This is a genomic window from Hydrogenophaga aromaticivorans, from assembly GCF_013387465.1.
Taxonomy (GTDB): Bacteria; Pseudomonadota; Gammaproteobacteria; order Burkholderiales; family Burkholderiaceae_C; genus Hydrogenophaga; species Hydrogenophaga aromaticivorans.
The window spans coordinates 316,347-338,887 of sequence record NZ_VYGV01000007.1; the positions used below are offsets into that span (position 1 = coordinate 316,347).

At 68.9% G+C, this 22,541-nt stretch carries 21 protein-coding genes and 1 pseudogene; 6 read left to right on the forward strand and 16 right to left on the reverse strand.

Annotated features, from left to right (window positions below; all coding sequences use genetic code 11):
* The first annotated feature begins 106 nt into the window (after positions 1 to 106).
* Positions 107 to 493, forward strand: a complete 387-nt coding sequence (locus tag F3K02_RS11435; RefSeq protein WP_177135727.1) for a hypothetical protein — start codon at positions 107 to 109, stop codon at positions 491 to 493.
* A gap of 21 nt (positions 494 to 514) precedes the next feature.
* On the opposite strand, the gene F3K02_RS11440 is transcribed toward F3K02_RS11435, so the two are convergent.
* The 3 genes from F3K02_RS11440 to F3K02_RS11450 are packed head-to-tail and all read right to left on the reverse strand — an operon-like array spanning position 515 to position 3,539.
* Positions 515 to 2,311 (reverse strand): monovalent cation:proton antiporter-2 (CPA2) family protein, encoded by a 1,797-nt coding sequence (locus tag F3K02_RS11440; RefSeq protein ID WP_177135728.1) that lies wholly within the window; start codon positions 2,309 to 2,311, stop codon positions 515 to 517.
* Positions 2,308 to 2,874 carry a glutathione-regulated potassium-efflux system oxidoreductase KefF gene (kefF, locus tag F3K02_RS11445; RefSeq protein ID WP_177135729.1) on the reverse strand — a complete coding sequence of 189 codons (567 nt, stop codon included), beginning with the start codon at positions 2,872 to 2,874 and terminating at the stop codon, positions 2,308 to 2,310. The genes F3K02_RS11440 and kefF overlap by 4 nt, the downstream gene beginning before the upstream one ends.
* Positions 2,875 to 2,924: 50 nt before the next feature.
* A complete protein-coding gene (locus F3K02_RS11450; RefSeq protein ID WP_177135730.1) occupies positions 2,925 to 3,539 on the reverse strand; it encodes a DUF924 family protein in 615 nt (204 codons plus the stop codon).
* A gap of 136 nt (positions 3,540 to 3,675) precedes the next feature.
* Between F3K02_RS11450 and F3K02_RS11455 the strand changes: the two genes are divergently transcribed.
* Complete coding sequence (locus tag F3K02_RS11455) at positions 3,676 to 4,104, forward strand: hypothetical protein (RefSeq protein ID WP_177135731.1); 429 nt, start codon at positions 3,676 to 3,678, stop codon at positions 4,102 to 4,104.
* Between the two features lie 29 nt (positions 4,105 to 4,133).
* Here the strand turns inward: F3K02_RS11455 and yjjJ are convergent, their stop codons facing one another.
* From yjjJ to F3K02_RS11490, 7 genes and pseudogenes are all read right to left on the reverse strand, one after another.
* Entirely contained in the window at positions 4,134 to 5,453 is a 1,320-nt protein-coding gene (yjjJ, locus tag F3K02_RS11460) for a type II toxin-antitoxin system HipA family toxin YjjJ (RefSeq protein WP_177135732.1), read from the reverse strand.
* 97 nt (positions 5,454 to 5,550) lie between these two features.
* Positions 5,551 to 6,445 (reverse strand): annotated as a pseudogene (gene hutG, locus F3K02_RS11465) (formimidoylglutamase).
* Positions 6,442 to 7,656, reverse strand: coding sequence for an imidazolonepropionase (gene hutI, locus F3K02_RS11470; RefSeq protein WP_177135733.1), 1,215 nt, complete (start codon positions 7,654 to 7,656; stop codon positions 6,442 to 6,444). Before hutI ends, hutG begins: the two are co-directional and overlap by 4 nt.
* Positions 7,653 to 8,237 (reverse strand): HutD/Ves family protein, encoded by a 585-nt coding sequence (locus tag F3K02_RS11475; protein WP_177135734.1) that lies wholly within the window; start codon positions 8,235 to 8,237, stop codon positions 7,653 to 7,655. Before F3K02_RS11475 ends, hutI begins: the two co-directional genes overlap by 4 nt.
* 7 nt (positions 8,238 to 8,244) lie before the next feature.
* Positions 8,245 to 9,786: a histidine ammonia-lyase gene (gene hutH / locus F3K02_RS11480; RefSeq protein ID WP_177135735.1), complete on the reverse strand. Its 1,542-nt coding sequence runs from the start codon at positions 9,784 to 9,786 to the stop codon at positions 8,245 to 8,247.
* Between the two features lie 11 nt (positions 9,787 to 9,797).
* Complete coding sequence (hutU, locus tag F3K02_RS11485; protein WP_177135736.1) at positions 9,798 to 11,495, reverse strand: urocanate hydratase; 1,698 nt, start codon at positions 11,493 to 11,495, stop codon at positions 9,798 to 9,800.
* Between the two features lie 44 nt (positions 11,496 to 11,539).
* A complete protein-coding gene (locus F3K02_RS11490) occupies positions 11,540 to 12,871 on the reverse strand; it encodes a YjiH family protein (protein ID WP_177135737.1) in 1,332 nt (443 codons plus the stop codon).
* Positions 12,872 to 13,011: 140 nt separating this feature from the next.
* Between F3K02_RS11490 and hutC the strand changes: the two genes are divergently transcribed.
* Positions 13,012 to 13,749: a histidine utilization transcriptional repressor HutC gene (gene hutC / locus F3K02_RS11495; protein ID WP_177135738.1), complete on the forward strand. Its 738-nt coding sequence runs from the start codon at positions 13,012 to 13,014 to the stop codon at positions 13,747 to 13,749.
* A 623-nt stretch (positions 13,750 to 14,372) separates the two neighbouring features.
* On the opposite strand, the gene F3K02_RS11500 is transcribed toward hutC, so the two are convergent.
* Genes F3K02_RS11500 through F3K02_RS11515 form a run of 4 tightly spaced genes read right to left on the reverse strand, consistent with a single transcriptional unit; the run spans position 14,373 to position 17,284 of the window.
* Positions 14,373 to 15,185 (reverse strand): LytR/AlgR family response regulator transcription factor, encoded by an 813-nt coding sequence (locus F3K02_RS11500; protein WP_177135739.1) that lies wholly within the window; start codon positions 15,183 to 15,185, stop codon positions 14,373 to 14,375.
* A complete protein-coding gene (locus F3K02_RS11505; protein WP_343067070.1) occupies positions 15,182 to 16,321 on the reverse strand; it encodes a sensor histidine kinase in 1,140 nt (379 codons plus the stop codon). The genes F3K02_RS11500 and F3K02_RS11505 overlap by 4 nt, the downstream gene beginning before the upstream one ends.
* A 7-nt stretch (positions 16,322 to 16,328) precedes the next feature.
* Complete coding sequence (locus F3K02_RS11510) at positions 16,329 to 16,982, reverse strand: DUF2306 domain-containing protein (RefSeq protein ID WP_177135740.1); 654 nt, start codon at positions 16,980 to 16,982, stop codon at positions 16,329 to 16,331.
* Positions 16,979 to 17,284, reverse strand: a complete 306-nt coding sequence (locus tag F3K02_RS11515) for a 2TM domain-containing protein (protein WP_177135741.1) — start codon at positions 17,282 to 17,284, stop codon at positions 16,979 to 16,981. The genes F3K02_RS11510 and F3K02_RS11515 overlap by 4 nt, the downstream gene beginning before the upstream one ends.
* A 347-nt stretch (positions 17,285 to 17,631) precedes the next feature.
* On the opposite strand from F3K02_RS11515, the gene F3K02_RS11520 reads away from it, so the two are divergent.
* From F3K02_RS11520 to F3K02_RS11530, 3 genes are all read left to right on the forward strand, one after another.
* Positions 17,632 to 18,033 (forward strand): nuclear transport factor 2 family protein, encoded by a 402-nt coding sequence (locus F3K02_RS11520; protein WP_177135742.1) that lies wholly within the window; start codon positions 17,632 to 17,634, stop codon positions 18,031 to 18,033.
* A gap of 64 nt (positions 18,034 to 18,097) precedes the next feature.
* The gene (locus F3K02_RS11525) at positions 18,098 to 18,685 is read left to right on the forward strand and encodes a hypothetical protein (RefSeq protein ID WP_177135743.1); all 588 of its coding nucleotides are present in this window, start codon (positions 18,098 to 18,100) and stop codon (positions 18,683 to 18,685) included.
* A 115-nt stretch (positions 18,686 to 18,800) separates the two neighbouring features.
* Positions 18,801 to 19,625 (forward strand): undecaprenyl-diphosphate phosphatase, encoded by an 825-nt coding sequence (locus tag F3K02_RS11530; RefSeq protein WP_177135744.1) that lies wholly within the window; start codon positions 18,801 to 18,803, stop codon positions 19,623 to 19,625.
* 6 nt (positions 19,626 to 19,631) lie between these two features.
* Here the strand turns inward: F3K02_RS11530 and F3K02_RS11535 are convergent, their stop codons facing one another.
* Together F3K02_RS11535 and F3K02_RS11540 are read right to left on the reverse strand one after the other, a co-directional pair.
* Positions 19,632 to 21,611: a PAS domain S-box protein gene (locus F3K02_RS11535; protein WP_218179432.1), complete on the reverse strand. Its 1,980-nt coding sequence runs from the start codon at positions 21,609 to 21,611 to the stop codon at positions 19,632 to 19,634.
* Positions 21,612 to 21,697: 86 nt separating this feature from the next.
* A complete protein-coding gene (locus tag F3K02_RS11540) occupies positions 21,698 to 22,537 on the reverse strand; it encodes an alpha/beta fold hydrolase (RefSeq protein WP_177135746.1) in 840 nt (279 codons plus the stop codon).
* Between the last annotated feature and the right edge of the window lie 4 nt (positions 22,538 to 22,541).

Here is a 22,541-nt window from a genome sequence, read left to right on the forward strand (position 1 = left end):
CGCCCCGGGACAGCCGACGAGGGGCGTTCATCCGGGTGCCAGTGGCGGGCGTTTTCCGCTATCGTCGGGTCTGGCCTGAGGACGAATGAAAAAGGTTGCAAAAAGAATGAACACGGACAACCCGGACACGGTGATGATGGACGAGCAGACGCATTGGGAAGCGACCCAGATGGAGGATGTTTTCCTGCCGTCGGTGCGTGTGCAGCTGGGCTGGTCCGACGTGGAGAACGCGGTCAACCAGGGCGCCATCGTGCCGGCGCAGGCCCATGCGCTGTGGGCGAGCTGGGCCTTGCCCGGCAGCCCCACGCGGGTGGGCGCGGGTGAACCGCGGTCAGAGGGCACGGATGTGGAGGGCATTCCCTGGAGCCGCACGGAGGCCGCCGAACTCGCGCCGGCGCCGGTCGAGCGTTCGGTGCCGATGCAGGTGCTGGCGCTGTTGATAGCCGCCTTGGTGGGGGCGGCGCTGACGCTGCTGGTGCTCGGCCACGCCTAGGAAAAGCCGTGTGAACAGGCCCTAGTCACTTTGGATCCAGCCGGTCCCGGCGCGTTGGCCGGCCTGGCGTTGCAGGTCCTGCTGCATCTGTTTCTCAAACTGTTCCCGCGACTCGCGCACCCGCTGCACGAAGTCGTCTTCATCGTGCCGGCTGGCGCGCGCGGCTTTCAGGAAGTGGTTCGAATAGCGGCGGAAGTCGTCGGCCAGTTCGCGCGCCTGGAAGCGGTCAAAGCCCAGCAGCTCCAGCGTGGCGCGCGCGCTGCGCAGCGAGCTTTCGAACACTTCGCGCTGCACGTGGTGCACCTCGGCTTCTTCCAGCTCCATGGCGTGCACGGCGTCGTAGGCGCGGGCGAGGATGGGCAGGTTCGGGTGTGACTGGCGCAGCTCGTGCACCAGCTGGTTGGACTGCACCGGGTCGTCGATGGCGATCACCACCGCCTGCGCGTGGGCGATGCCGGCGGCGTGCAGCAGGTCGGGCTGGGTGGCGTCGCCGAAATACACCTTGAAGCCGAAGCGCCGCGCGGAATCCACCGTGTCGGCGTCGTGGTCGATCACGGTGGGCCTGATGCCCGCGCTCAGCAGCACGCGCGCCACGATCTGGCCGTAGCGGCCGAAGCCGGCGAGCAACACGGGCGGGTGTTCGTCTTCGATGGTGTCGGCGGGGCGGGTCTCGCTTTCGGGGCAGCCCCAACGGTCGTAGGCGATCAGCAGCAAGGGCGTGCTCACCATGGACAGCGCGGCAATGAGGGTGAGCAGGTCGGCATCGGCCGCGGGCATGACCGCCGAGGCCTTGGCCGCGGCCAGCACCACGAACGCAAACTCGCCCACCTGTGAAAGCAGCACGGCGAGCAGCTTGCGCTGGCTGCCGCGCAGGCCGACCGCGCGGCCGAGCAGCCACAGGCCCAGCGCCTTCAACGCCACCACCAGCACCAGCCCCAGGCCCACCTGCAGCGGCGCCGTGAGCACCAGGCCGAGCTGCATGCTCATGCCGACCGCGATGAAAAACAGGCCGAGCAGCAGGCCCTTGAACGGCAGGATGTCGCTCTCCAGCGCGTGGCGGTATTCGGAGCTGGCCAGCAGCACACCGGCCAGGAAGGCGCCCAGTCCCATGGACAGGCCCACGGTCTGCATCAGCAGGGCCACGCCCAGCACCAGCAGCAGCGCAAAGCCGGTGAACAGCTCGCGCACCTGCATGCGCGCGATGAAGCGCATGGCGGGGTAGGCCACGTAGCGGCCCGCCAGCACGACGCCCACCACGGCGGCGATCTGCAGCAACGGCCCGCCGCTGCCATGGCCCGCGTTCACGTCGGGCGCGGACTGTGTGCCCAGCGCCGCGGCCAGACCCAGCAGCGGGATGGCCGCGATGTCCTGGAACAGCAGCATCGAAAAGCCGTTGCGCCCCACGGGCACGGCCATGAGGTGACGCTCCTGCAGGAGGCCGACGACGATGGCGGTGCTGGAAAGCGCCATCGCCAGGCTGCCCACCAGCGCGGCCTGCCAGGTCCAGCCCAGCATCAGGCCGAGAGGGAACAGCAGCGCGGCGCAAAGCAGCATCTGCAGCGCGCCGCCGCCGAACACGGCCGCGCGCATGGCCCACAGGCGCTTGGGTTCCAGTTCCAGCCCGATGACGAAGAGCATCAGCACCACGCCGAGCTCGGACACATGCAGGATGGCGGCCGGGTCGCTCACCAGCGCAAAACCCACCGGCCCGATCACGATGCCGGCCACCAGATAGCCGAGCACCGAGCCCAGGCCGAGCTTCACCGCGATCGGCACGAACACCAGCGCGGCGAGCAGGAACAGGATGCCCTGGGTCATGCTGCGGCCCCTTCGGCGGTGGACAGGGCGAGCGCGCTGCGGTGGGCTTGCAGGTGCTGCACCAGCGGGGCGCAGCTGGCCTCGCGCTCGGCGTCGCTGACCATGTGACCGGCGTGCACCACGTAGGGCGGCAGCCAGTGCATGCCGCAGTAGCGGGCGGTCTGTTCGATGGGCGCGATGAAGTCGGCGAAGGGGCGGCCGTGTTCACCGCCGGGTGTGTAGGCCGACGCGCTGGCGCCGGCGCTGGCGACCCACCAGACGGTCTTGCCGCGCAGGGCGTTGCCGCCGTCGCCATAGGCCCAGCCGTGCACCAGCACCTGGTCAAACCAGTGCTTCATCAGCGAGGGCACGCTGTACCAGTGGATCGGCGTGAGCCACACCACGAGTTGCGCGCCCGCAAGCGCTTCGCGCTCGGCGGTGGCGTCGATGTCGAAGTCGGGGTAGAGCTCGTAGAGCGAACGCACGGTGGTGTCGGGCGCGTTGTCAAAGACGCGCCGGAGCCGCTGCGTGACGAGCGAGCGGCGCGGGTGCGGGTGGGCGTGGATGACCAGGGTGTTCGGCATGGCGTCGGTTGCGTGGGCCAGGGGGCTCGCCACGATAGCACCGCGCGCCTTCACTGGCCGAAGCGCGGGCCGTCTTTCAGGAAGGCTTCTTCTTCGGGCGTGCTCACGCGGCCGAGCGCGGCGTTGCGGTGCGGGAAGCGGCCGAATTTCTTGATGATGTCGTGGTGCTGGTAGGCGTAGCGCAGGTTGCCGGCCAGCGTGTCGCGCAGCTCGGGCGTGGTGGTGGCGAGCAGGTGGGTGAAGCGGGCGACGCATTCGTCCTGCAGCTCCAGCCGCTCGGCGTGCATGAGCGGCATGTAGAGGAACACGCGGCCCACGCGCGGGAGTTCGGCGTCTTGCGCCAGCGCGAGGGACTGCAGCACGAGCTGCTGCGCGCGGCCGTCGCCGGCAAAGGCGCGTGCCTGACCGCGGAAGATATTGCGGGTGAACTGGTCGAGCACCACGATGAGCGCGAGGCGCGACGCCAGTTGCGCCTCCCAGTCGTGGAGCCCGCCGCCGAGTGCGCTCTCGACCAGGGCGCCGAAGTTTTGCGTGATCAGCGCGTCCTGCGCGGCGCCACCGCCGAACCACAGCGCATTGCGGTCGCTGGTGGGCCAGTCGCGAAGCAGGCCGTCGCCGAACCAGAAGTCGAGCACTTCCTGCGGCCGTGTGGTGATGTCGGTCATTTTTTACCTCCCTTTCTGACGGTCGTGCGTTACTTTTGGCAACGTCTTTGACTGTGCATGCGGTACAGAACGCGGATGATTCTCCTGTAATAGACACACGGTGACCAGACAGGCACCGTCAACAGGAGCAACCACGATGAACACGATGACTTTCAAAACGCCATGGGGCCGCAGCTCGGGACTGGCCAAGGGTCTGGCGCTGTTGGCGCTGGCTGCCGCCGGCTGGGCCGCCACCACCGGTACCGCGCAAGCGCGCGACAACGTCCAATTCTCAATCGGGTTGCACGCCCCCGGTGTGGCCGTGGGTGTGACGAACGCACCGCCGGTGTATTACCAGCCCTATGTGATCCAGCACCAGCCGTATCCGTACCCTTACGTGCGGCCGGTGGTGGTGGCGCCAGCGCCGGTGTATTACTACCCGGGCCACCCGGGCCGGGGCTACGGTCCGCGCTGGGACGACCGCCGACACTGGCGCCATGACCGCCGCCACGACCGCCGCGATTGGCGCCATGACCGCCACGACCACCGTGATGGTCGCTGGGACGACGACGACCGCCGCCGCTGAAGACTGACGGGCCCGCTGCGCCCAGCCGCTCAGAGCTGGCGCAGCGTGCCGTGGTTGGCCCGGGCGGTGGCGCGAAAGCCCTCTGAAATGCGGGCGTCGCTCGCCGCCGCAGCCCAGAACCGCAGGGCCAGTTCACGGGCCTGCGGCCATTCGGCCAGGGTGTTGGCCGTGGGGTGCAGGGGCCGTTCGCTGAAACGGCGCTCGACCAGTTCGCCGTTCACCGGCGCGTACAGCATGGGCAGCATGTCGTAGGTGGGCGAGAGGCGCCAGTCGTCGTTGTCCAGAAGCAAAGATATGTTGCCGTAGTGACGATCGGTGTTCGCGATCAGCGCGCCATAGGCTTCGAGCACGCGCAGGTGGCTGGCGTCTTCTTCGGTCAGCAGGCCCCGCTGCACCATGCGCAGCGAGGTGGCGGCCCAGTCGTCGATCTGGCCCACGTATTCCGAGTCGTAGACCAGCAGCGAGACCATGCCGATGCGGCCACGCGCCGTGCGGTCGAAACGCTGCGCTTCCAGAAACACCCGACCACCCGCCGCCACGATGCGCGTTTGCGCCGCCGGCAGGCCAGCCTGCGCCAGCGTGTGCAGCGCCAGGTGTTCACAGACCAGCAGGTCGCGCATCCGCTGGTCGGCCGGGGCATCGCCCGCGGGCGAAAACTTCACGATCACCGCCTGCCCGTTGAACACGGTGCAGAACTTGGGCTGTTCGCCGCCTGCCGACGAGCCGGGCAGCGTGCCCTGCATGGCCTGCTCGGCGAGCGCCGGGTACTCAAGCTCGGGGTCGCTCACGCGCGAGGCGCGCTGCGCGAGCGTGTGGAAGCGCTCGAACGCGGGCTGGCCGACGATCAGGTTGCCGGGCAGGTCGTCGCCGGCCTGCACCAGCGCCTTCAATACGTCGTCATCGCTCCAGTAGCGCAGGTCGTCGGGCAGGCGCAGCTCGGGGTGGGCGAGCGCGAAGGTGCGGCCCATGAAGCCCTGCGGGCGCATGTCGTTCAGGAACCAGGGCAGGCCGTCGTGCAGCTGGCTCAGGCCGTCGACCTCGTCGACCCAGAAGCGCCCGCCGGGCAGCGGCACCATGCGGCCGAAGGGGCTGGCCCGGCCTTGTGCGTCCACCCGCATCATGGGCACTTCGCTGCCCACGCCTTCGATGGCGCGCGGCAGCAGGTAACGCTGAGAGCGCGCGGCCCCCACCTTGAGCACCCGGCCACTGCGCAGCAGCGGCGCGAGCAGCCGCGACACGGTGGCCTGGCTCACGCCCAGCCGGGCCTGCAGCTCGGCGCTGCTGGCCACGCCGCCGAGTTCGCGCAGGCGGGTCAGTGCGGCGTTTTCAGGCGGGTTGGTGGCGGGCATTGAATGAAAATATGAATAGATAACCGAATATCATATTTCATTCTTCATATGTCCTTTCAGATCGGCTTATTGAATAGATACCGGCTGCTTCGAGCGATCAGGCGCCGCGGCTGCGGGCGATGCGCGCCGCCAGCCGCGCCGCCACCCGGGCGGTGAGGCCATCGCGGTCCAGCGACGGGTTGAGTTCGGCGATGTCGGCCGCGACCACGCGGCCCGACGCCAGCACCTGATCGATCAGCCGCTCCACCTGCGCCAGCGGAACGCCCAGCGGCGCTGGCGCCGAGACCCCCGGCGCCTGCGCACCGGGCAAGACATCCAGACACACCGTGAGGTACACCGCGTCGCTGCGCGCGAGGTCAATCGCCAGCGCCTGCTGCGCATCGCGCAGGCCGGCGGCGTCCTGCAGGCTGTCGTCGAGCCAGTAGCGCACGCCCATGGCGTGGGCGCGGTCGAACAGGGCCTGGGTGTTGGCGAAGCGGCTGATGCCGAAGACGCGGTAGTTGAAGGTCTGGCCGCGCTCGGCGCACCAGTCGTGCATCTGGCGGAACGGCGTGCCCGAGTTGGCCTGGGCGGCCACGCGCAGGTCGAAGTGCGCGTCGAGGTTGACCACCAGCAGGCGGCTGGCGTCGGGCCGGGCCTGCACGATGCCCTGGAACGTGCCCCAGGCCATTTCGTGGCCACCGCCGAGCACCAGCGGCAGGCTGCCGCGCGCCATGGCTTCGGCCACGCGCTCGCCCAGTTGCGCCTGCGCGGTTTCGAGCGCGCCGTCGGCGCAGCCCACATCGCCCGCGTCCCAGAGCGCCGGTTCACCGAGCACCGGCAGGTTGGCCAGCGCACCGCGCAGCGCGAGCGTCCACGGCAAAACCGATCAGCGTGACGCCGCCGGTGCTGTGTGCAGCGGCGGGCTGCACGCGATGGTGCCAGCGGGTGCTGACGCCGGTTTCTTCGGCGTCGTCACGGCCACGCCATGCAAAAGTTTCTGTCGGATTCATGTGCGCTCCAGGCCCGCCGCGATCACGCGGCGGCAGGGGTTGCGGCCAAACCAGTAGGCCAGTTCGTTCGGGTGGTCCAGCTCCCAGGCCACGAAGTCGGCGCGCTGGCCGGCGGCGAGCTGGCCGCGGTCCGTCAGGCCGAGCGCGCGCGCGGCGTGCAGCGTGATGCCCTGCACCGCTTCGAGCGGCGTCAGGCGGAACAGCGTGCAGGCCATGCTCGCCATGAGCAGCAGCGACAGGCCCGGCGAGGTGCCGGGGTTGTGGTCGGTGGACACGGCCATGGGCACGCCGGCCGCGCGCAGTGCCGCGATGGGCGGCAGCTTGGTTTCACGCAGGAAGTAATACGCGCCCGGTAGCAGCACGGCCACGGTGCCGGCCGCTTTCATGGCCGCGATGCCGGCCTCGCTCAGGTGTTCGAGGTGGTCGCACGAGAGCGCGCCGAACGAGGCCGCGAGCGCGGCGCCGCCCTGGTCGGACAGCTGCTCGGCGTGCAGCTTGACGGGCAGGCCGAGGGCTTTGGCGGCTTCAAAAACACGGCGGGTTTGTGCGGGGCTGAAGCCGATGTGCTCGCAGAAGGCATCCACCGCGTCCACCAGGCCTTGGGCGTGCAGGTCGGGCAGCCAGGCGCAGACGGCGGCGATGTAGTCGTCGGGCCGGCCTTCGAACTCGGGTGGCAGGGCGTGGGCGCCGAGGAAAGTGGTTCTCACATCCAGGCGCTGATCAACACCGAGCCGGCGCGCCACGCGCAGGCAGCGCGCTTCGGCTTCCAGCGAGAGGCCATAGCCCGACTTGATTTCCAGCGTGGTCACACCCTCGGCCATGAGGCAGCGGGCGCGCTGCGTGGCGCTGGCGAGCAGGGCCTCTTCGCTGGCGGCGCGGGTGGCGGCGACGCTGGAGCGGATGCCGCCACCGGCGCGCGCAATGGCTTCATAGCTCGCGCCATTCAGGCGCTGTTCGAATTCGGCCGCGCGCTGACCGCCGTAGACCAGATGGGTGTGACAGTCCACCAGGCCGGGGGTGATCAGCGCGCCGCCGAGGTCGATTTCGTGAGCGGGTCGGGCGTGTGACGGCAGGCCGCGGTTGCGGCCGACCCAGGCGATCTGGCCGCCTGCGGTGAGCAGGGCGCCGTCTTCGATCAGGCCCCAGCCGTTGGCGCCGTGGGCGGGGTCGAGCGTGGCGATGCGGGCGTTGTGCCAGAGGGTGGTGGTCATGGGGTCACGCCTTCGGGAATGTGGTGCAGCCACCAGCCAATGGCTGGTGCGGGGACGTCCGGTTCAAAGCGCCAGTCGCCCGGCGGTGGTGCGTCGAACCAGAGCAGGCTGAGGGCGGGCAGGGAGCGCTGCTGGTCGCCGCTGGACCAGCGGCCGGCCACGCGCGCGAACAGGCCGGCCTGGGCGCCAGCGGGCGCTTGCCAGGCGGTGCCGGGCGACACGGTGGCCATGCCGCCCGCGCCGCCGCGAACCATGAGGTTGAGGTCGCGCACCGGGCCGCCCATCAGGCGGCAGCCGGGCGCCGCAGCGCCGTCGAAGGCCAATGGCGTATCGCCCGGGCGCAGCGCCAGCGATTGTTCGGCGAAGTCCAGCGCCACGCCTTCACCCGAGAGCAGCGTGAACCAGCGGCGCACGCCGGGGAAGGCCGAGAACGGACCGTCTGCGGCGATGTCGGCCACGCTGATGCGCAGCCGCCAGTCCGCCGGGTCCGGCCAGGCCAGCAGCTCGCGCGTGACACCACCGCCGTTGCGCCACGGCGTGGCCGGGGCGCTGTCCACGGTGATGCTGCGCGCGGAGGTCATCGCGTGTTCAGCCCGCCCAGACGGAAGCGAAGAGGTCCTGGTGCGCTGCACCGGCCGCACCCTCCAGCACCAGCCGGCGGGCGGCCTCGATATCAGGCGCGAACAGGCGGTCCTTGTCGTAGAACGGCACTTCGGCGCGCAGAGCGGCGTGCACCTGCGCCAGGCGCGGCGAGGTGGCGAGCGGGCGGTGAAAGTCCACGCCCTGTGCGGCGGCCAGCCATTCGATGCCGAGGATGGTGGCGGTGTTGTCGGCCATCTCGGCCAGGCGGCGCCCGGCGTAGGTGGCCATGCTCACGTGGTCTTCCTGGTTGGCGCTGGTGGGCAGGCTGTCGACGCTGGCGGGGTGGGCGTGCGACTTGTTTTCCGAGGCCAGCGCGGCGGCCGTGACGTGGGCGATCATGAAGCCGCTGTTGAGGCCGGGGTTGTCAACCAGGAAGGGCGGCAGTCCCGACAGCGTGCTGTCGATCAGCAGCGCGATGCGGCGCTCGGAAATCGCGCCGATCTCGGCGATGGCCAGGGCCAGCGTGTCGGCCGCGAAGGCCACCGGCTCGGCGTGGAAGTTGCCGCCCGAGAGCACCTCGTTGGTGTCGGTGAACACCAGCGGGTTGTCGGTGACGGCGTTGGCTTCGGTGAGCAGGGTGCGCGCGGCGTTGTTGATGAGGTCGCGGCAGGCGCCCATGACCTGCGGCTGGCAGCGCAGGCTGTAGGGGTCCTGCACGCGCTCGTCGTCCACCACATGCGAGAGGCGGATCTGACTGCCCGCGAGCAAGGCGCGCGTGGCGGCGGCCACGGCGATCTGGCCGGGCTGGCCGCGCACGGCGTGGATGCGCGGGTCGAACGGCGCGTCGCTGCCCTTGGCCGCGTCCACGCTGAGCGCGCCGGTCACCGTGCCGGCTTCGAGCAGGCGCTCGGCCATGAACAGGCCATGCAGCGCGAGCGCGGTGGAGACCTGGGTGCCGTTGATCAGCGCCAGGCCTTCCTTGGCCGCGAGCGTGAGTGGGTTGATGCCGGCGGCTTTCAGCGCCGCAGCGGCGGGCAGCCACTCGCCGTTCATGCGCACCTCGCCTTCGCCCATCAGGGCCAGCGTCATGTGCGACAGCGGCGCGAGGTCGCCCGATGCGCCGACCGAGCCCTTGACCGGGATGCGCGGCGTGATGCCGGCGTTGAGCAGGGCGAGCAGGGTGTCGATCACGACCGGGCGCACGCCCGAATAACCGCGTGAGAGGCTCGCGGCCTTCATCAGCACCACGAGGCGCACGGTGGCGTCGCTCATGGGTTCGCCTGTCCCCACCGAGTGCGACAGGATCAGGTTGCGCTGCAGCAGCTCCAGCTGGTCGTCGGGGATGCGCGTCTTGGCGAGTTTGCCGAAGCCGGTGTTGATGCCGTAGGCCGCGTCGCCTATGTGCACGATGGCGTGGATGGCGGCGGCCGAGGCCGCGATGGCGGCCTGGGCTTCGCCGCCGAGTTCCACGCGCACGGCCTGTTGCCAGACGGTGCGCAGATTGGCCAGGCTCATCTGGCCGGGGTGGAGGGTGAGGGAGGTGGTCATGGTGTGAAGTGTCATCCGATCATGGGCAACTTGAGCCCTTGTTTTTTCGCTGTGGCAATCGCCAGCTCATAGCCCGCATCCGCGTGGCGCATCACGCCCGATCCGCAGTCGTTCACCAGCACACGCGCCAGGCGCTCGGCCGCGGCGTCGGTGCCGTCGGCCACGATCACCATGCCCGAGTGTTGCGAGTAACCCATGCCCACACCGCCACCGTGGTGCAGGCTGACCCAGCTGGCGCCGCCGGCGGTGTTGAGCAGGGCGTTGAGCAGCGGCCAGTCGCTCACCGCGTCGGTGCCGTCTTTCATGGCCTCGGTCTCGCGGTTGGGGCTGGCGACCGAGCCGGTGTCGAGGTGGTCGCGGCCGATCACGATCGGGGCCTTGAGTTCGCCGTTCTTCACCATCTCGTTGAAGGCCAGGCCGGCGATGTGGCGCTCGCCCAGGCCGAGCCAGCAGATGCGCGCGGGCAGGCCCTGGAAGGCGATGCGTTCGCGCGCCATGTCGAGCCAGCGGTGCGTGTGGTGGTTGTTCGGGAACAGTTCCTTGATCTTGGCGTCGGTCTTGTAGATGTCTTCCGGATCGCCGGACAGCGCGACCCAGCGGAACGGGCCCTTGCCCTCGCAGAACATGGGGCGGATGTAGGCCGGCACGAAGCCGGGGAAATCGAACGCGTTCTTCACGCCCTGGTCGAACGCGACCTGGCGGATGTTGTTGCCGTAGTCCACCGTGGGGATGCCCATGCTCTGGAAATCGAGCATGGCCTGCACGTGCACCGCGCAGCCTTGTGCGGCTTCATCTGTCAGCCGCTTGTGCTGCGCCGGGTCTTTCTGCGCAGCCTTCCATTGCGCCACGCTCCAGCCCACCGGCAGGTAGCCGTTGATGAGGTCGTGCGCCGAGGTCTGGTCGGTGACCAGGTCGGGCCGGATGCCACCGGCTTTCGCGCGCTTGACCAGCTCGGGCAGCACCTCGGCTGCGTTGCCCAGCAGGGCGATGGACACGGCTTCCTTCTTCGCTGTGTGTTCTTTGATGAGCTCCAGCGCGTGGTGAATGTCGCGCGCCTGCTTGTCCACATAGCGCGTGCGCAGGCGGAAGTCGATGCTGCTCTGCTGGCACTCGATGTTCAGCGAGCAGGCGCCGGCCAGTGTGGCCGCCAGCGGCTGCGCGCCGCCCATGCCGCCGAGGCCGGCGGTGAGGATCCAGCGGCCCGAGAGATCGTTGCCATAGTGCTGCTTGCCGGCTTCGACGAAGGTCTCAAACGTGCCCTGCACGATGCCCTGGCTGCCGATGTAGATCCAGCTGCCGGCGGTCATCTGGCCGTACATGAACAGGCCCTTGCGGTCGAGTTCGTTGAAGTGTTCCCAGTTCGCCCACTTGGGCACCAGGTTGCTGTTGGCGATCAGCACGCGCGGGGCGTTCGAATGCGTCTTGAACACGCCCACCGGCTTGCCTGATTGCACCAGCAGGGTCTCGTCGTCGTTCAGGTCTTTCAGCGAAGCGAGTATCTGGTCGAAGCAGGCCCAGTCGCGCGCGGCGCGGCCGATGCCGCCGTAGACCACGAGGTGCTGCGGGTTCTCGGCGACCTCGGGGTCGAGGTTGTTCTGGATCATGCGGTAGGCGGCTTCGGCGATCCAGTTCTTGCAGGTCAGCGTGTTGCCGCGCGGCGCACGGATGACGCGGGTGGGGTCGAGGCGGGGGTCGGTGTTGGTGTTCATGGGGAACTCCTTGAAGAAATCGGTGGGGTGAAGAGGGGGTGGGATCAGGCGATCCAGCCCTGGGCGAAGGCGATGTGGCCGGCGCCGGCGGCGAGCAGGATGCTCAGCGCGGTGCGCACGAACCAGACGCCGACCATCTGGCGCAGCGAGATCGGGATGCGCGTGGCCAGCACGCAGGGGATCGAGCCGGAGAAAAACAGCACCGAGCTGACCGAGACCACGGCGGCGACGTAGCGCACCACCGGGTCGGCGCCCTTGAGCATCAGGGCCGGCAGGAACATCTCGGCCAGGCCCGAGGCCAGGGCCTTGCTGGTGGCCACCGGTTCGGCCAGGCCACCGAGCCACACGAAGGGCAGCAGCAACAGGCCCAGCACGTCGAACACCGGGGTGTAGCGCGCCAGCAGCAGGCCGATCAGGCCGACGGCGAGGATGGTGGGCACCACCGCGCTGGCCATGGCCAGGCCGTCGCGCAGGTTGTCGCGCAGCACGCGCCACAGGGGTGGTGCGTCGTTGGCCTGGGCCAGGCCGGCGTCCCAGGCGGCTTGCCAGCGGTTGCGCCCGGCGGGCAGGGTGTCGCTCACGCCGCCGCTGTTGTCCATGCGCGAGATCGGCGGCAGCCAGGCGGTGATGGCGGTGACGGCGAACGCGATCACGAAGGTGGACCAGAAGTAGAAGTTCCACGCGTCCATCAGGTTCAGCGTCTTGGCCACGATGATCATGAAGGCGGCCGACACGGTGGAAAAGCCGGTGGCGATGATGGCCGCTTCACGCGCCGTGTACTTGCCTTCGACGTAGACGCGGTTGGTGATCAGCAGGCCGACCGAATAGCTGCCGACGAAGGAGGCCACGGCGTCGATGGCGGAGTGGCCCGGCGTGCGCCAGATCGGCCGCATGACGGGCTGCATCAGCACGCCGACCAGCTCCAGCAGGCCGAAGCCGACCAGGAAGGCCAGCGCCACCGCGCCCAGCGGCACGATCAGGCCGACGGTGAGCGCGAGCTTGTCGAACAGGAAGGGCAGCATGTCCTTTTCGAACAGCGGTGCGGGCCCGAGTTTCAACAGATACATCAGCGCCAGCACCAGGCCCAGCACCTTGAGCACGCTGAACACGGCGGTGGTGGTGCTGGCGCGCCAGCTGCCCCGGGCGAAGGGCGCGGCCGCGCCCCAGGCCATGAGCGCCAGCACCAGCGCGATCGACAGGCTGCGCTGCTGCTGCGCGAGGTAGGTGGCGGCGTGGTCGAACAGGATGGTGGTCTTGCCGGCGATCTCCAGCGGCAGGAAAAACATCACCAGGCCGATGCTGCTGTAGGCCAGCAGGCGCAGGAAGGCGGCGGCGGGGACGGGCGGGCTGGACGCTGTGGCGGTGCGGGTGTTCATGGGCGGTTTCCTCGGGTCTGTCTCGGCGGTATGGCTATACATATCGAAATTATTGTCTACGATATGTATATACAACTTTATCTGGCCATAATCCCTCCTGTCAATACCACTTCATCGGTTGATACCCCCGTAAAAACCCTATGTCGAACGGTTCCACCCCCTTGCCTGCCGCGGCCGCCGACGACCGCAAGCCCGCCTATCTGCGGGTGAAGCAGCATGTGCTGGCGCAGATCCAGAGCGGCACCTGGCAGGAGGGCGAGGCGATCCCGGGCGAAGAGGCGCTGGCGCGCAAGTTCGGCGTGTCGCGCATGACGGTGAACCGCGCGATCCGCGAGCTGAGCGACGAGCAGATCGTGGAGCGGGTGCAGGGCTCGGGCACCTACGTGGCGCAGCAGAAGTACCAGGCCACGCTGGTCGAGATTCGCAACATCGCCGAGGAGATTGCCGCGCGCGGCCACGTGCACCGCAGCGAGCTGCATAAGCTCGAACGCACCAAGGCCGGCGAGGCGCTGGGGCGGCAGTTCGGGCTGAAGGCCGAGCAGCCGCTGTTCCATTCGGTGGTGGTGCACTTCGAGGACGGCGAGCCGATCCAGGTCGAAGACCGCTACGTCAACCCGTCGGTGGCGCCGGACTACCTTGCGCAAGACTTCGCCAGCCAGACGCCCAACGCCTACCTGATGCGCGTGGCGCCGCTGCAGGGCGTGCGCTTCGTCATCGAGGCCTGCTTGCCGTCGCGCGATGTGGCCGAGATGCTGCACATGGCGCCCGAGGAGCCGTGTCTGGTGCTGCGCCGGCAGACGCATTCACAGGGGCAGGTGGCGTCGGTGGCGGCGATGTGGCACCCGGCGGCGCGGTACCGGTTCACCGGCAGTTTTTAGTTTTTTCTTGGTGGTGCGTCACCTTGCGCTGCGACAAGCGCTGCCCGGTGGGGGTCTCATCCGGGGTGGTCGGCGCGTTGCGCCGACTCCGCTGCGCCCACCAGCCTGGGGCCGGCGCGGCCAAACTCGCTTCGTTCGCTGCGCTCTCTACGCTCAGACAATGGCCGCGAGCATGAAACGAAGCGCGCACTTGCGCGCCCGGCCCCAGGCTGGCGGACACAGCCACCCCGGAACATCGCCCCCACCGGACAGCGCCTGCCGCAGCAGGAGATGAATGGTTACGCCCCGGTGGCGCGCCAACACCTTTTCTGCCAAGGCGTGTGCGCTCAGGCCGCAGCGCGCCGTGTGAGGCGCCGAGAAGCGCAGTGGCCGTGGCCGCGCGCGCAGCGCGCTTCGTCAACTGATTTGTCGCACTTGTCTGAGCGGAGAGAGCGAAGCGAACGCAGCGAGTTGTGCGACGGGCCACGGCCGCGAGCATCGCAGGGAAGTCGGTGCAAAGCACCGACCGCCTTACTCAAGCGATGTGGCCTGAGCGCACACGCCTTGGCATCGCGAGGTGCAAGAGAGAACAAGACCGATGTTCCCCCGCATCGCATCGACCAAGACCCCGACAGGCCAGGCATTCACATCGCCTTGAACTGCCCAGCGTACAGCCGGCTCACGGGCCACGACTCCGTGCGCCCTCTCAGACGCAGGCTGAGCTTGCCGGCTTCGTCGCGGCTGACACTGTGAATCGCGGTGGAGCGCACCACGGTGCCGCGGTGGATCTGCCAGAACAGGCTGGCGTCGAGCTGCGGCGTGAGGTCCTTGAGGGGGGTGCGGATCAGCAGCTCTTCGCTGGCGGTGAGCACGCGCACGTATTTGTCGGCGGCCTCGAACACCAGCACCTCGTCGATCGGCACCAGCCGGATCTGCTGACCCACGCTGGCCTGGATCACGCGCAGGGGCTCGCTGGGCGTGGCCGCCATTGCGGGCGCGAGCAGGGCGCGCAGCTGGGTCAGCGTGTGTTCGAGCGGCGCGGCGACCTCGGCGGGGTTGCGCTGCGCCAGCACCTGCTGCACGCGCTGCACCGTGCGCGCCAGGCGCTCGGGCTGCACAGGCTTGAGCAGGTAGTCCACCGCCTGCGCTTCGAAGGCTTGCACGGCGTACTGGTCGTAGGCGGTGACGAAGACGATGGCCGGGAAAGGCGCCGCGCCCGGGACTCCTTCCGGCCATTCTTCGGCCAACTGCACGGCGGCTTCCAGGCCGCTCAGGCCGGGCATGCGGATGTCGAGAAACAGCACCTGCGGTTGCAGCGCCAGCGTCTGCGTCACCGCGGCCGCACCGTTGCCCACGGTGGCGAGCAACTGCAGCCCGGGCCAGGCGCGCGCGAGTTCGGCCTGCAGCGCCGCGGCCAGCAGCGGTTCGTCTTCGGCGATGAGGGCGGTGGCGTTCATGGCTGGGGTGTGTTCACGAAGGGCAAGTGGATGCGCACCGTGGCGCCGTGGCCGGGTTGCGCGCTCAGGTCCACGCGTCCGCCGCCGGGCAGGCTGGCCACGCGCTCGCGCACCTGCGACAGACCGAAGCCGCTGCCGCTCGGTGGGGCACCGCCGGTGTCCATGCCGACACCGGTGTCGATCACTTCCAGCAGCAGCTGCCCGGCGCCGTCGGTGCGGGCGCGGATGTCGATGCGGCCACCGTCGAGCTTGGGTTCGAGCCCGTGTCGGATGGCGTTTTCCACCAGCGGCTGCAGCAACAGCGGCGGCACCGGATGCCGTTGCAGCGCCTCGGGCAGGTCCAGCGTGTACGACAGGCGCGGCCCCATGCGCACGGCCATGAGTTCGAGGTAGTCGCGCAGACGGGCGAACTCGTCGGCCAGGGTGTGGCTGCCGCTCGATCCGTCGGTGCGCGAGGCACGCAGCGTGGCGCGCAGGTAGTCGTTGAGGCGGTCGAGCATGTGAACAGCGCGTGGCGGGTCGGTGGCGATCAGCGCGCGCAGGTTGGCCAGGGTGTTGAACAGCATGTGCGGTTCGAGCTGGGTTTCCAGCAACTTGAGCCGTGCTTCGGTGGCCTGGCGCTGCAGGTCCTGGTTGCGCGCGCGCTGGTAGAAGCTGAACAGGAAGCCCAGGCTGATGCCCAGCGTGGAAAGCCAGAAACCGAAGAAGCGCAGGGGCGACACGGTCAGCAGCTCCCAGGTGGAGTGGCCGGTGTAGGCATCGCCGACGAAGGTGCCGAGCGTGTAGCCGACCACGACGCCCGCCAGCAGGTAGGCCATCATGCGCAGCGACAGCCCCCAGTAGTGCGGCCCCTGCGTGCCGAGCAGGCGGTGCAGTGCGATGCGGCCTGGGTCGGTGAGGAACCAGATGGCGGTGCTGATGGCGTAGCTGTAGACCAGGGCCGCGTCGAGGCTGTGGTTCTTGTGGCCCGAACCCCACTGGAACAGCGCGATCAGCAGCGCCACGGCCCAGACGATGCCCATGCGCTGCGCCACGCCGCGGCGGCTGTCGGGGGGCAGCCAGCGCAGCAGGGCGGGGTCGGGGCGCAGGGTCATGGGCAGCAGCAGCCGTTGGTGGGACGCGGACGATTCTGGCACGCTGACCTCAGCCTGCGAAAGCACCCCGCCGGGCTGCGACGGGCGCTGGCGCGGTGCGCCAGATGTGCCACTCGGCCCAGAGCAGGTTGGGCACCCAGCACAGCCAGGCGATGGCGGCGTAGGCCGGTGCCAGAGGCAGGCCGCTGACGAAGGACAACGGCAGGTAGAGCTGCAGCGTCACGGCCGCGCAGGCGAGCGCAAAGTTGCGCAGCATCCAGCGCCGGTGTTCGTCGACCCGGCTCTGGCGGATGGCGCGGTAGGCGCGCCAGCCGCTGAACAGCCAGATCAGGGCGAGCACGCCAAAACCCAGGTTGGCCACCGGGCCACCGAAGGTGTTGGGCGCCAGCAGCAGGCCGGAGACGCCACCGGCCAGCACGCCGCCGCCGAGGTAGACGCGGCCGAGCCAGCGGTGCAGGCGCGGATGCCGCGCGCGCAGCGCGGGCAGGAACTGCCAGGGGCCGATCAGCAGCGCCAGGGCGGCGGCCATCACGTGCACGTAGAACACGGCGGGGTGGTGGCGCGCGAAGCTGGCCTGGAACTCGGGCGCGGTGGCCGGCACCTCGGGCAGCAGGCCGTAGAGCAACCAGGCGTAGGCGCCCACGCCGAGGCAGAGCAGGGTGAGGGTCCACCAGGCGATGGAAGGGTCGGGGCGGTTCGTCATGGTTGTTTTCCGTTGGAGGCGGCGTACAGGCGCTGGCGTTCCTGCTCCACCAGCCGCTGGCGCAGGTCCGATCCGGCGCCGAAGCCAAACACGCCCAGGCCGTGCATCAGCAAGCCGAAGCCCCAGCCCAGGGCCGGCGCCACCGGCCACAGGTGGCCCTGCCACCAGCCCAGCACGGTCAGGCCGCTGATGACGCAGACGTAGATGACGGCGTGGGTGTACCAGCCCAGGCGGGCCTTGACGCGCCGTTGCGCGAGGCGCTCCTGGTCGGGCGAGAGCGAGAAAGAGGTGCTGGCGTTCATGGGTGGCTCCTGGGTTGGCCGGTCGTTGCGGGGACCGTGGCGTGACTGTGCCGTTGGCCCCTTGTGGGCGCGAGCCCCTTGAGATGAAACGACGGAATGCGGGTGTGAAATGCTGCCTGCGGGCGCAGACGGCAGAGCCGGCAGGCGGTGGTCGGAACAACCCCGGTGCAGACCCGGGCATCTGTTCGGGCAGGTGGGTTCGACCGTATGGTGGATGCCTGTATCCCTGTCGACGCACTGCGCTTTGCCGCAGTCCACAGGCGCCGCCGGCCCGAACGGCCGCCTCGCCGATCCCGGTCGTGCCGCCCGGGCTTCTGCGGCATGTGGTTCACAACCGGAGACCGATCATGAACAACGTGGAACGCGTGGAGCAGATGTACGCGGCGTTCGGGCGCGGGGCGATCCCCGAAATCCTGGAGCGCCTGGCCGAGGACGTGGAATGGGAATACGGCAGCAACGGCGCGCCGGTGCCCTGGCTGCAGCCGCGCAAGGGCCGTGCGGCGGTGACCGGGTTCTTCCAGGTGCTCGCCGAGCAGGTCGAGATCACGGAGTTTTCGCCCAAGGCCATCCTGGGGCAGGGCGACCTCGTGGTGGGCGTCATCGATGTCCGGGCCCGGGTCAAGGCCACGGGTCGTGTCGTGCCCGAGCCGGACGAGGTCCACCTCTGGTATTTCAACCAGCAGGGACTGGTGCGCAAGTTCCGCCACCGCGCCGACACCTGGGCCGCGGTCGAAGCGCTGAAGCCCTGAACCGCTTGCGGGCCGTGGTGTTCCTACAATGGGCGCGACCCACCCCCATTGCAAGGAACACCGAATGCCCGACACCGTCCGACGACAGCTGCTTTGGTCCGGGATGCTGGTGGCTGGCGCGCTGTCCACCGGGGCACTGACCGGCTGCGCGGCCCTGCAACCGGGCCCGCGCACGGTCAAGATTTCCGAGAAGAAGCTGATGGAGGCGATCGCGCGCCAGTTCCCGCGCAGCAACCGCTACCTGGAGCTGTTCGACGTCACGCTGGACACGCCCAGGCTGCGGCTGATGCCGGCGGAGAACCGCATCGGCACCCAGCTGGATTTCACCGTGGGCATGCCGCTGGTCGAGACGCGCACGCAGCGCGGCACGCTCAGCCTGAGCTACGGCCTGCGCCTGGAACCGGTCGACAACACGGTGCGGCTCACCGATGTGCGGCTGGAAAACATGGATCTGCCCGACGCATCGCCGGCGCATGCGGCGCGTTTCAAGCGCCTGGGTGGTGCGCTGGTTCAGGGCTTGCTGCCGGATCTGGTGGTGCACCGCCTCAAGCCCGAAGACCTGGAGGCGGTCGGGCGCCGGGGCTACCAGCCCGGCGCCTTGCGCGTGGTGCCCGGCGGGCTGGAACTGCAGCTCGACCCCTTGCCGCGTTGAACCTGCGCCGCCTGCTGGGTGCGGCAGCGCCAGCGGGTACGATAGAACGCCATGAACAGGCCAGCGGTTGGCCTGTTCTTTTTTTGTGACGCGCGCCCCGCGCGCCGGATGCTGTATGGATGTTGTGTTGCTGATCAAGGCCGCCCTGATGGGCATTGTGGAGGGCCTGACCGAGTTCCTGCCGATCTCTTCCACCGGTCACCTGATCCTGGCCGGAAGCCTGCTGGATTTCCACGACGAGCGGGCCAAGGTGTTCGAGATCGCGATCCAGACCGGGGCGATCTTCGCGGTGATCATCGTGTACTGGCAACGCCTGCGCGCCACGCTGCTGGGCCTGGCCTCGCAGCCCACGGCGCAGCGCTTCACCCTCAACGTGTTCATTGGCTGCCTGCCCGCGGTGGTGCTGGGCCTGCTGCTCGGCAAGGCCATCAAGGCGCACCTGTTCACGCCGACGGTGGTGGCCACCGCGTTCATCCTGGGGGCCTTTGTCATCCTCTGGGCGGAGCGGCGCCAGCAGGCCCGTGTGCGCGTGCACGATCTGGACGACCTGACCCCGCTGGACGCGCTGAAGGTGGGTCTGGCGCAGTGCTTCGGCCTGATCCCCGGCACCAGCCGCTCAGGCTCCACCATCATCGGCGGCATGCTGTTCGGCCTGTCGCGCAAGGTGGCGACCGATTTCAGCTTCTTCCTGGGCATCCCGATCCTGATCGGCGCCGGCGCCTACAGCCTCTACAAGGCGCGCGACATGCTTTCGATGGCCGATCTGCCGCTGTTTGCCGTGGGCCTGCTGTTCGCGTTCCTCAGCGCCTGGGTGTGCATCCGCTGGCTGCTGCGCTACGTGGCCAGCCACAGCTTCGTTCCGTTCGCCTGGTACCGCATCGCCTTTGGTGCGCTGATCCTGCTGACCGCCCATTTCGGCTGGGTCGACTGGAAAGCTTGAAACACCTCAGGGCAGCGAATCTGGCGATGCTTCGCCGGGCAGCGTGAAACAGAACGTGGCCCCCTGACCGGGCGCGCCCTCGGCCTGGAGCACGCCGCCGTGGCGCTGCACGATGCGCTGCGCCGTGGCCAGACCGATGCCCAGGCCGCTGAACTCGTGCGGCTGGTGCAGTCGCTGGAAAGGCTGGAACAGCTTGTCGGCGCGGCTCATGTCGAAACCCGCACCGTTGTCGCTCACGCAGAAGTGGGTCTGACCGTCCGCCTCGCGGGCGAACACCCGGATGTGTGCCTGCGGTGTGGTGGCGGTGTATTTCCAGGCGTTGTGCAACAGGTTCTGCAGCAGGGCATCGACCAGCGAAGGATCGGCTGAGGCGTGCAGATCGGGTTCCACCGACCAGGAGACCGATCTTTGCGGTGACTCGGCGGTCAGTTCTTCCAGCAGGCGTGTGGCGATGGCGCTGAGGTTGACGGGTTGGCACGTCACTTCGCCGCGACCGATCTGCGAAAGCTGCAGCAGGCCGTCGATGAGCAGGCCCATCTTCTTGCTGGCGCCCATGATGCGCTGCAGGTGGTTTCTGCTGGTGTCGTCGAGCGCGGGGTTGTCTTCGTCCAACGCCTGGGCGAAACCGTTGATGATGCGCAACGGCGAACGCAGGTCGTGGGCCACGGCGTAGGAATAGCTCTCCAGTTCGTCGTAGGCGGCCTTGAGGTCGCGCGTGCGCTCCTGGATGCGTTGCTCCAGCGAGGTGTTGAGGCGACGCACCTGGTGTTCGGCGCGCTTGCGCTCGGTGATGTCCTGCGTGACGCCAAAGGCGCGCACGGCCCGGCCTTCGGCGTCACGCTCGAATTCGGCGCGCACGCTGAACCAGCGATCGGTGCCGTCGATGCGGGCGCGGTAGGTCGAGTTGTAGGCCCCCGTGTTTTTCACCGCGTCCATCCACTCCTGGACCAGACGCTGCTGGTCCTTGGGGTGGGTGAAGCTGTGCAGCTCCGCGCCAGTGAGCTCCGCGCCTGGCAGGCCCAGGCGCTGGAACGAACCGCTCAGCGCGCGGAAGCGGTCGGCGGCGATGTCGGCCTCCCAGCTGGCAAAACCCGCCAGGGCCTGCGCCTGGCGCATCAGGCGCTCGTTGGTGCGAACGGCCTCATCGGCGGCCTTGACGTTGGAGATGTCCTGCACCACGGAGATGAAATAGTCGGGCAGCCCGGCCTGCCGGCGCATCAGCGCCACGGTCAGGTGCGCCCACACGGTGTGGCCGTCTTTGTGGATGTAGCGCTTTTCCAGCGCGTAGCTGTCCCGTGTGCCTGCCAATGCCTGTTTGATGAACTTTTCATCCGGGTCGATGTCGCCGGGGTGGGTGAGATCCTGGAACCGCATGGACAACAGTTCGTCGGCGGTGTAGCCGACCATCCGGCAAAAGGTCTCGTTCACCCGCAACAGCCGGCCGTCCAGTGCCACGTGCGAGATGCCGGCGGAAGCGTGTTCGAAGGTGTCGAGAAAGCGCTGCTGGCTGATGCGGGCCAGCTCGCTGGCTTCCCGCAGATGCTGGTTTCTCTGCTGCATGAGCCAGATGGCGCCCACGACGACCAGCTGGGTCAGCAGGTGCCAGAGGTTGAGCCAGAAGGCTTCGCCCGGGTTGTCGAACGCGAACGACAGGTAGGGTTTGACGAGGAAAAAATTGATCAGCACCATGCCGAGCAGGGTGCTGAGCATGCCGGCGGAGAATCCGCCGTAGAGCGCGGCCAGGGCCGCGGCCAGCGAGAGCGTGATGAAGCGCCCGCCCGACTCCGCCGGTGCCAGGGCAACACGCAGCCAGGCCGCCAGCAGGGTGAGCAGGATGGCCACCGTGAAGCGTTGCCAGGCGCTGCGGGACTGGGGTTCCCAGTCGAGCAGGCGCTGCCACGACGAGGCAGCGATGGGCGGTGTGGCGCTTGACGCAGGGATCGTCATGAAGTGGGTGGGGTGTGCCGGGGCCAGCGTGCGGTACACGCCTGTCCCATTTATACCGGAGCCGGGGTCCGGGCGGTGAAGGGGACAGCAGGGGAAACCCGGTGCAGTTTCGCTGTTTGTCCCGGTCAGGCGCCCAGGCTGCGCAGGGCGGCGTCGATGGTGGCGGCCGTTTCCTGGGGCTTTTCCATCGGAAACAGGTGGCTGCCTTCCACCATGAGCAGTCGCTCGGGGTGGTCCCGGCCCACCAGCCGGTGCGTCATGGCCATGCCGACCTGTTTCATCTCCAGCGATTCGGTGCCGCCGATGAAGGCCACCGGGCACGGCAGGGGGTGGCGGCGCAGCAGCCGGTCGAGGTTGTGGGGCAGGGTGTTGTAGATCGCGGTTTCGACATCGCGCTCGAACCCCAGCACCCGGCGCGTGCCTTGTGCGGTGGTCTCGTCGTGTGTGCCGTGTGCAATGTAGTCGCGCAGCACCTGCGGTTCCCAGCGGGCGAAGGCCTTCTTGTGGGCGAAATGGTCGAAAGCGGCCTGCGCATCGGGCCAGGCGTTGCGGCGCTTGCGGCTGATCTTGCCGGGCGAGATCGAGCCCACCAGCTGGGTGCGCTTGGCCAGTTCCAGCGCCCGGGCGCGCCAGCCGCCCAGCACGGGCGAGTCCAGCAGCAACACCCCCTTGACGCCGTGGCCGCCGAGTGCCGGGTGGCGCGCGGCACACATGAGGCTCAGGAAACCGCCCAGCGAATGACCGACCAGCCAGGCCGGCTGGCCGTGGCGTTCAATCTCCGGAGCCGCGAAATCGGCGAGCTGCTGCACCAGGTGCGGCCAGTTGCTGGTGACCGGGTAGGCCGGGTCGTGACCGAATTTCTCGGGCGCACGCACCGCATAGCCGCGCGCGCGCAGCGACTTGAAGAGCACGCCGTAGGTGCTGGCGGGGAAGCTGTTGGCGTGGGAGAAGATGATCAGGGACATGGCC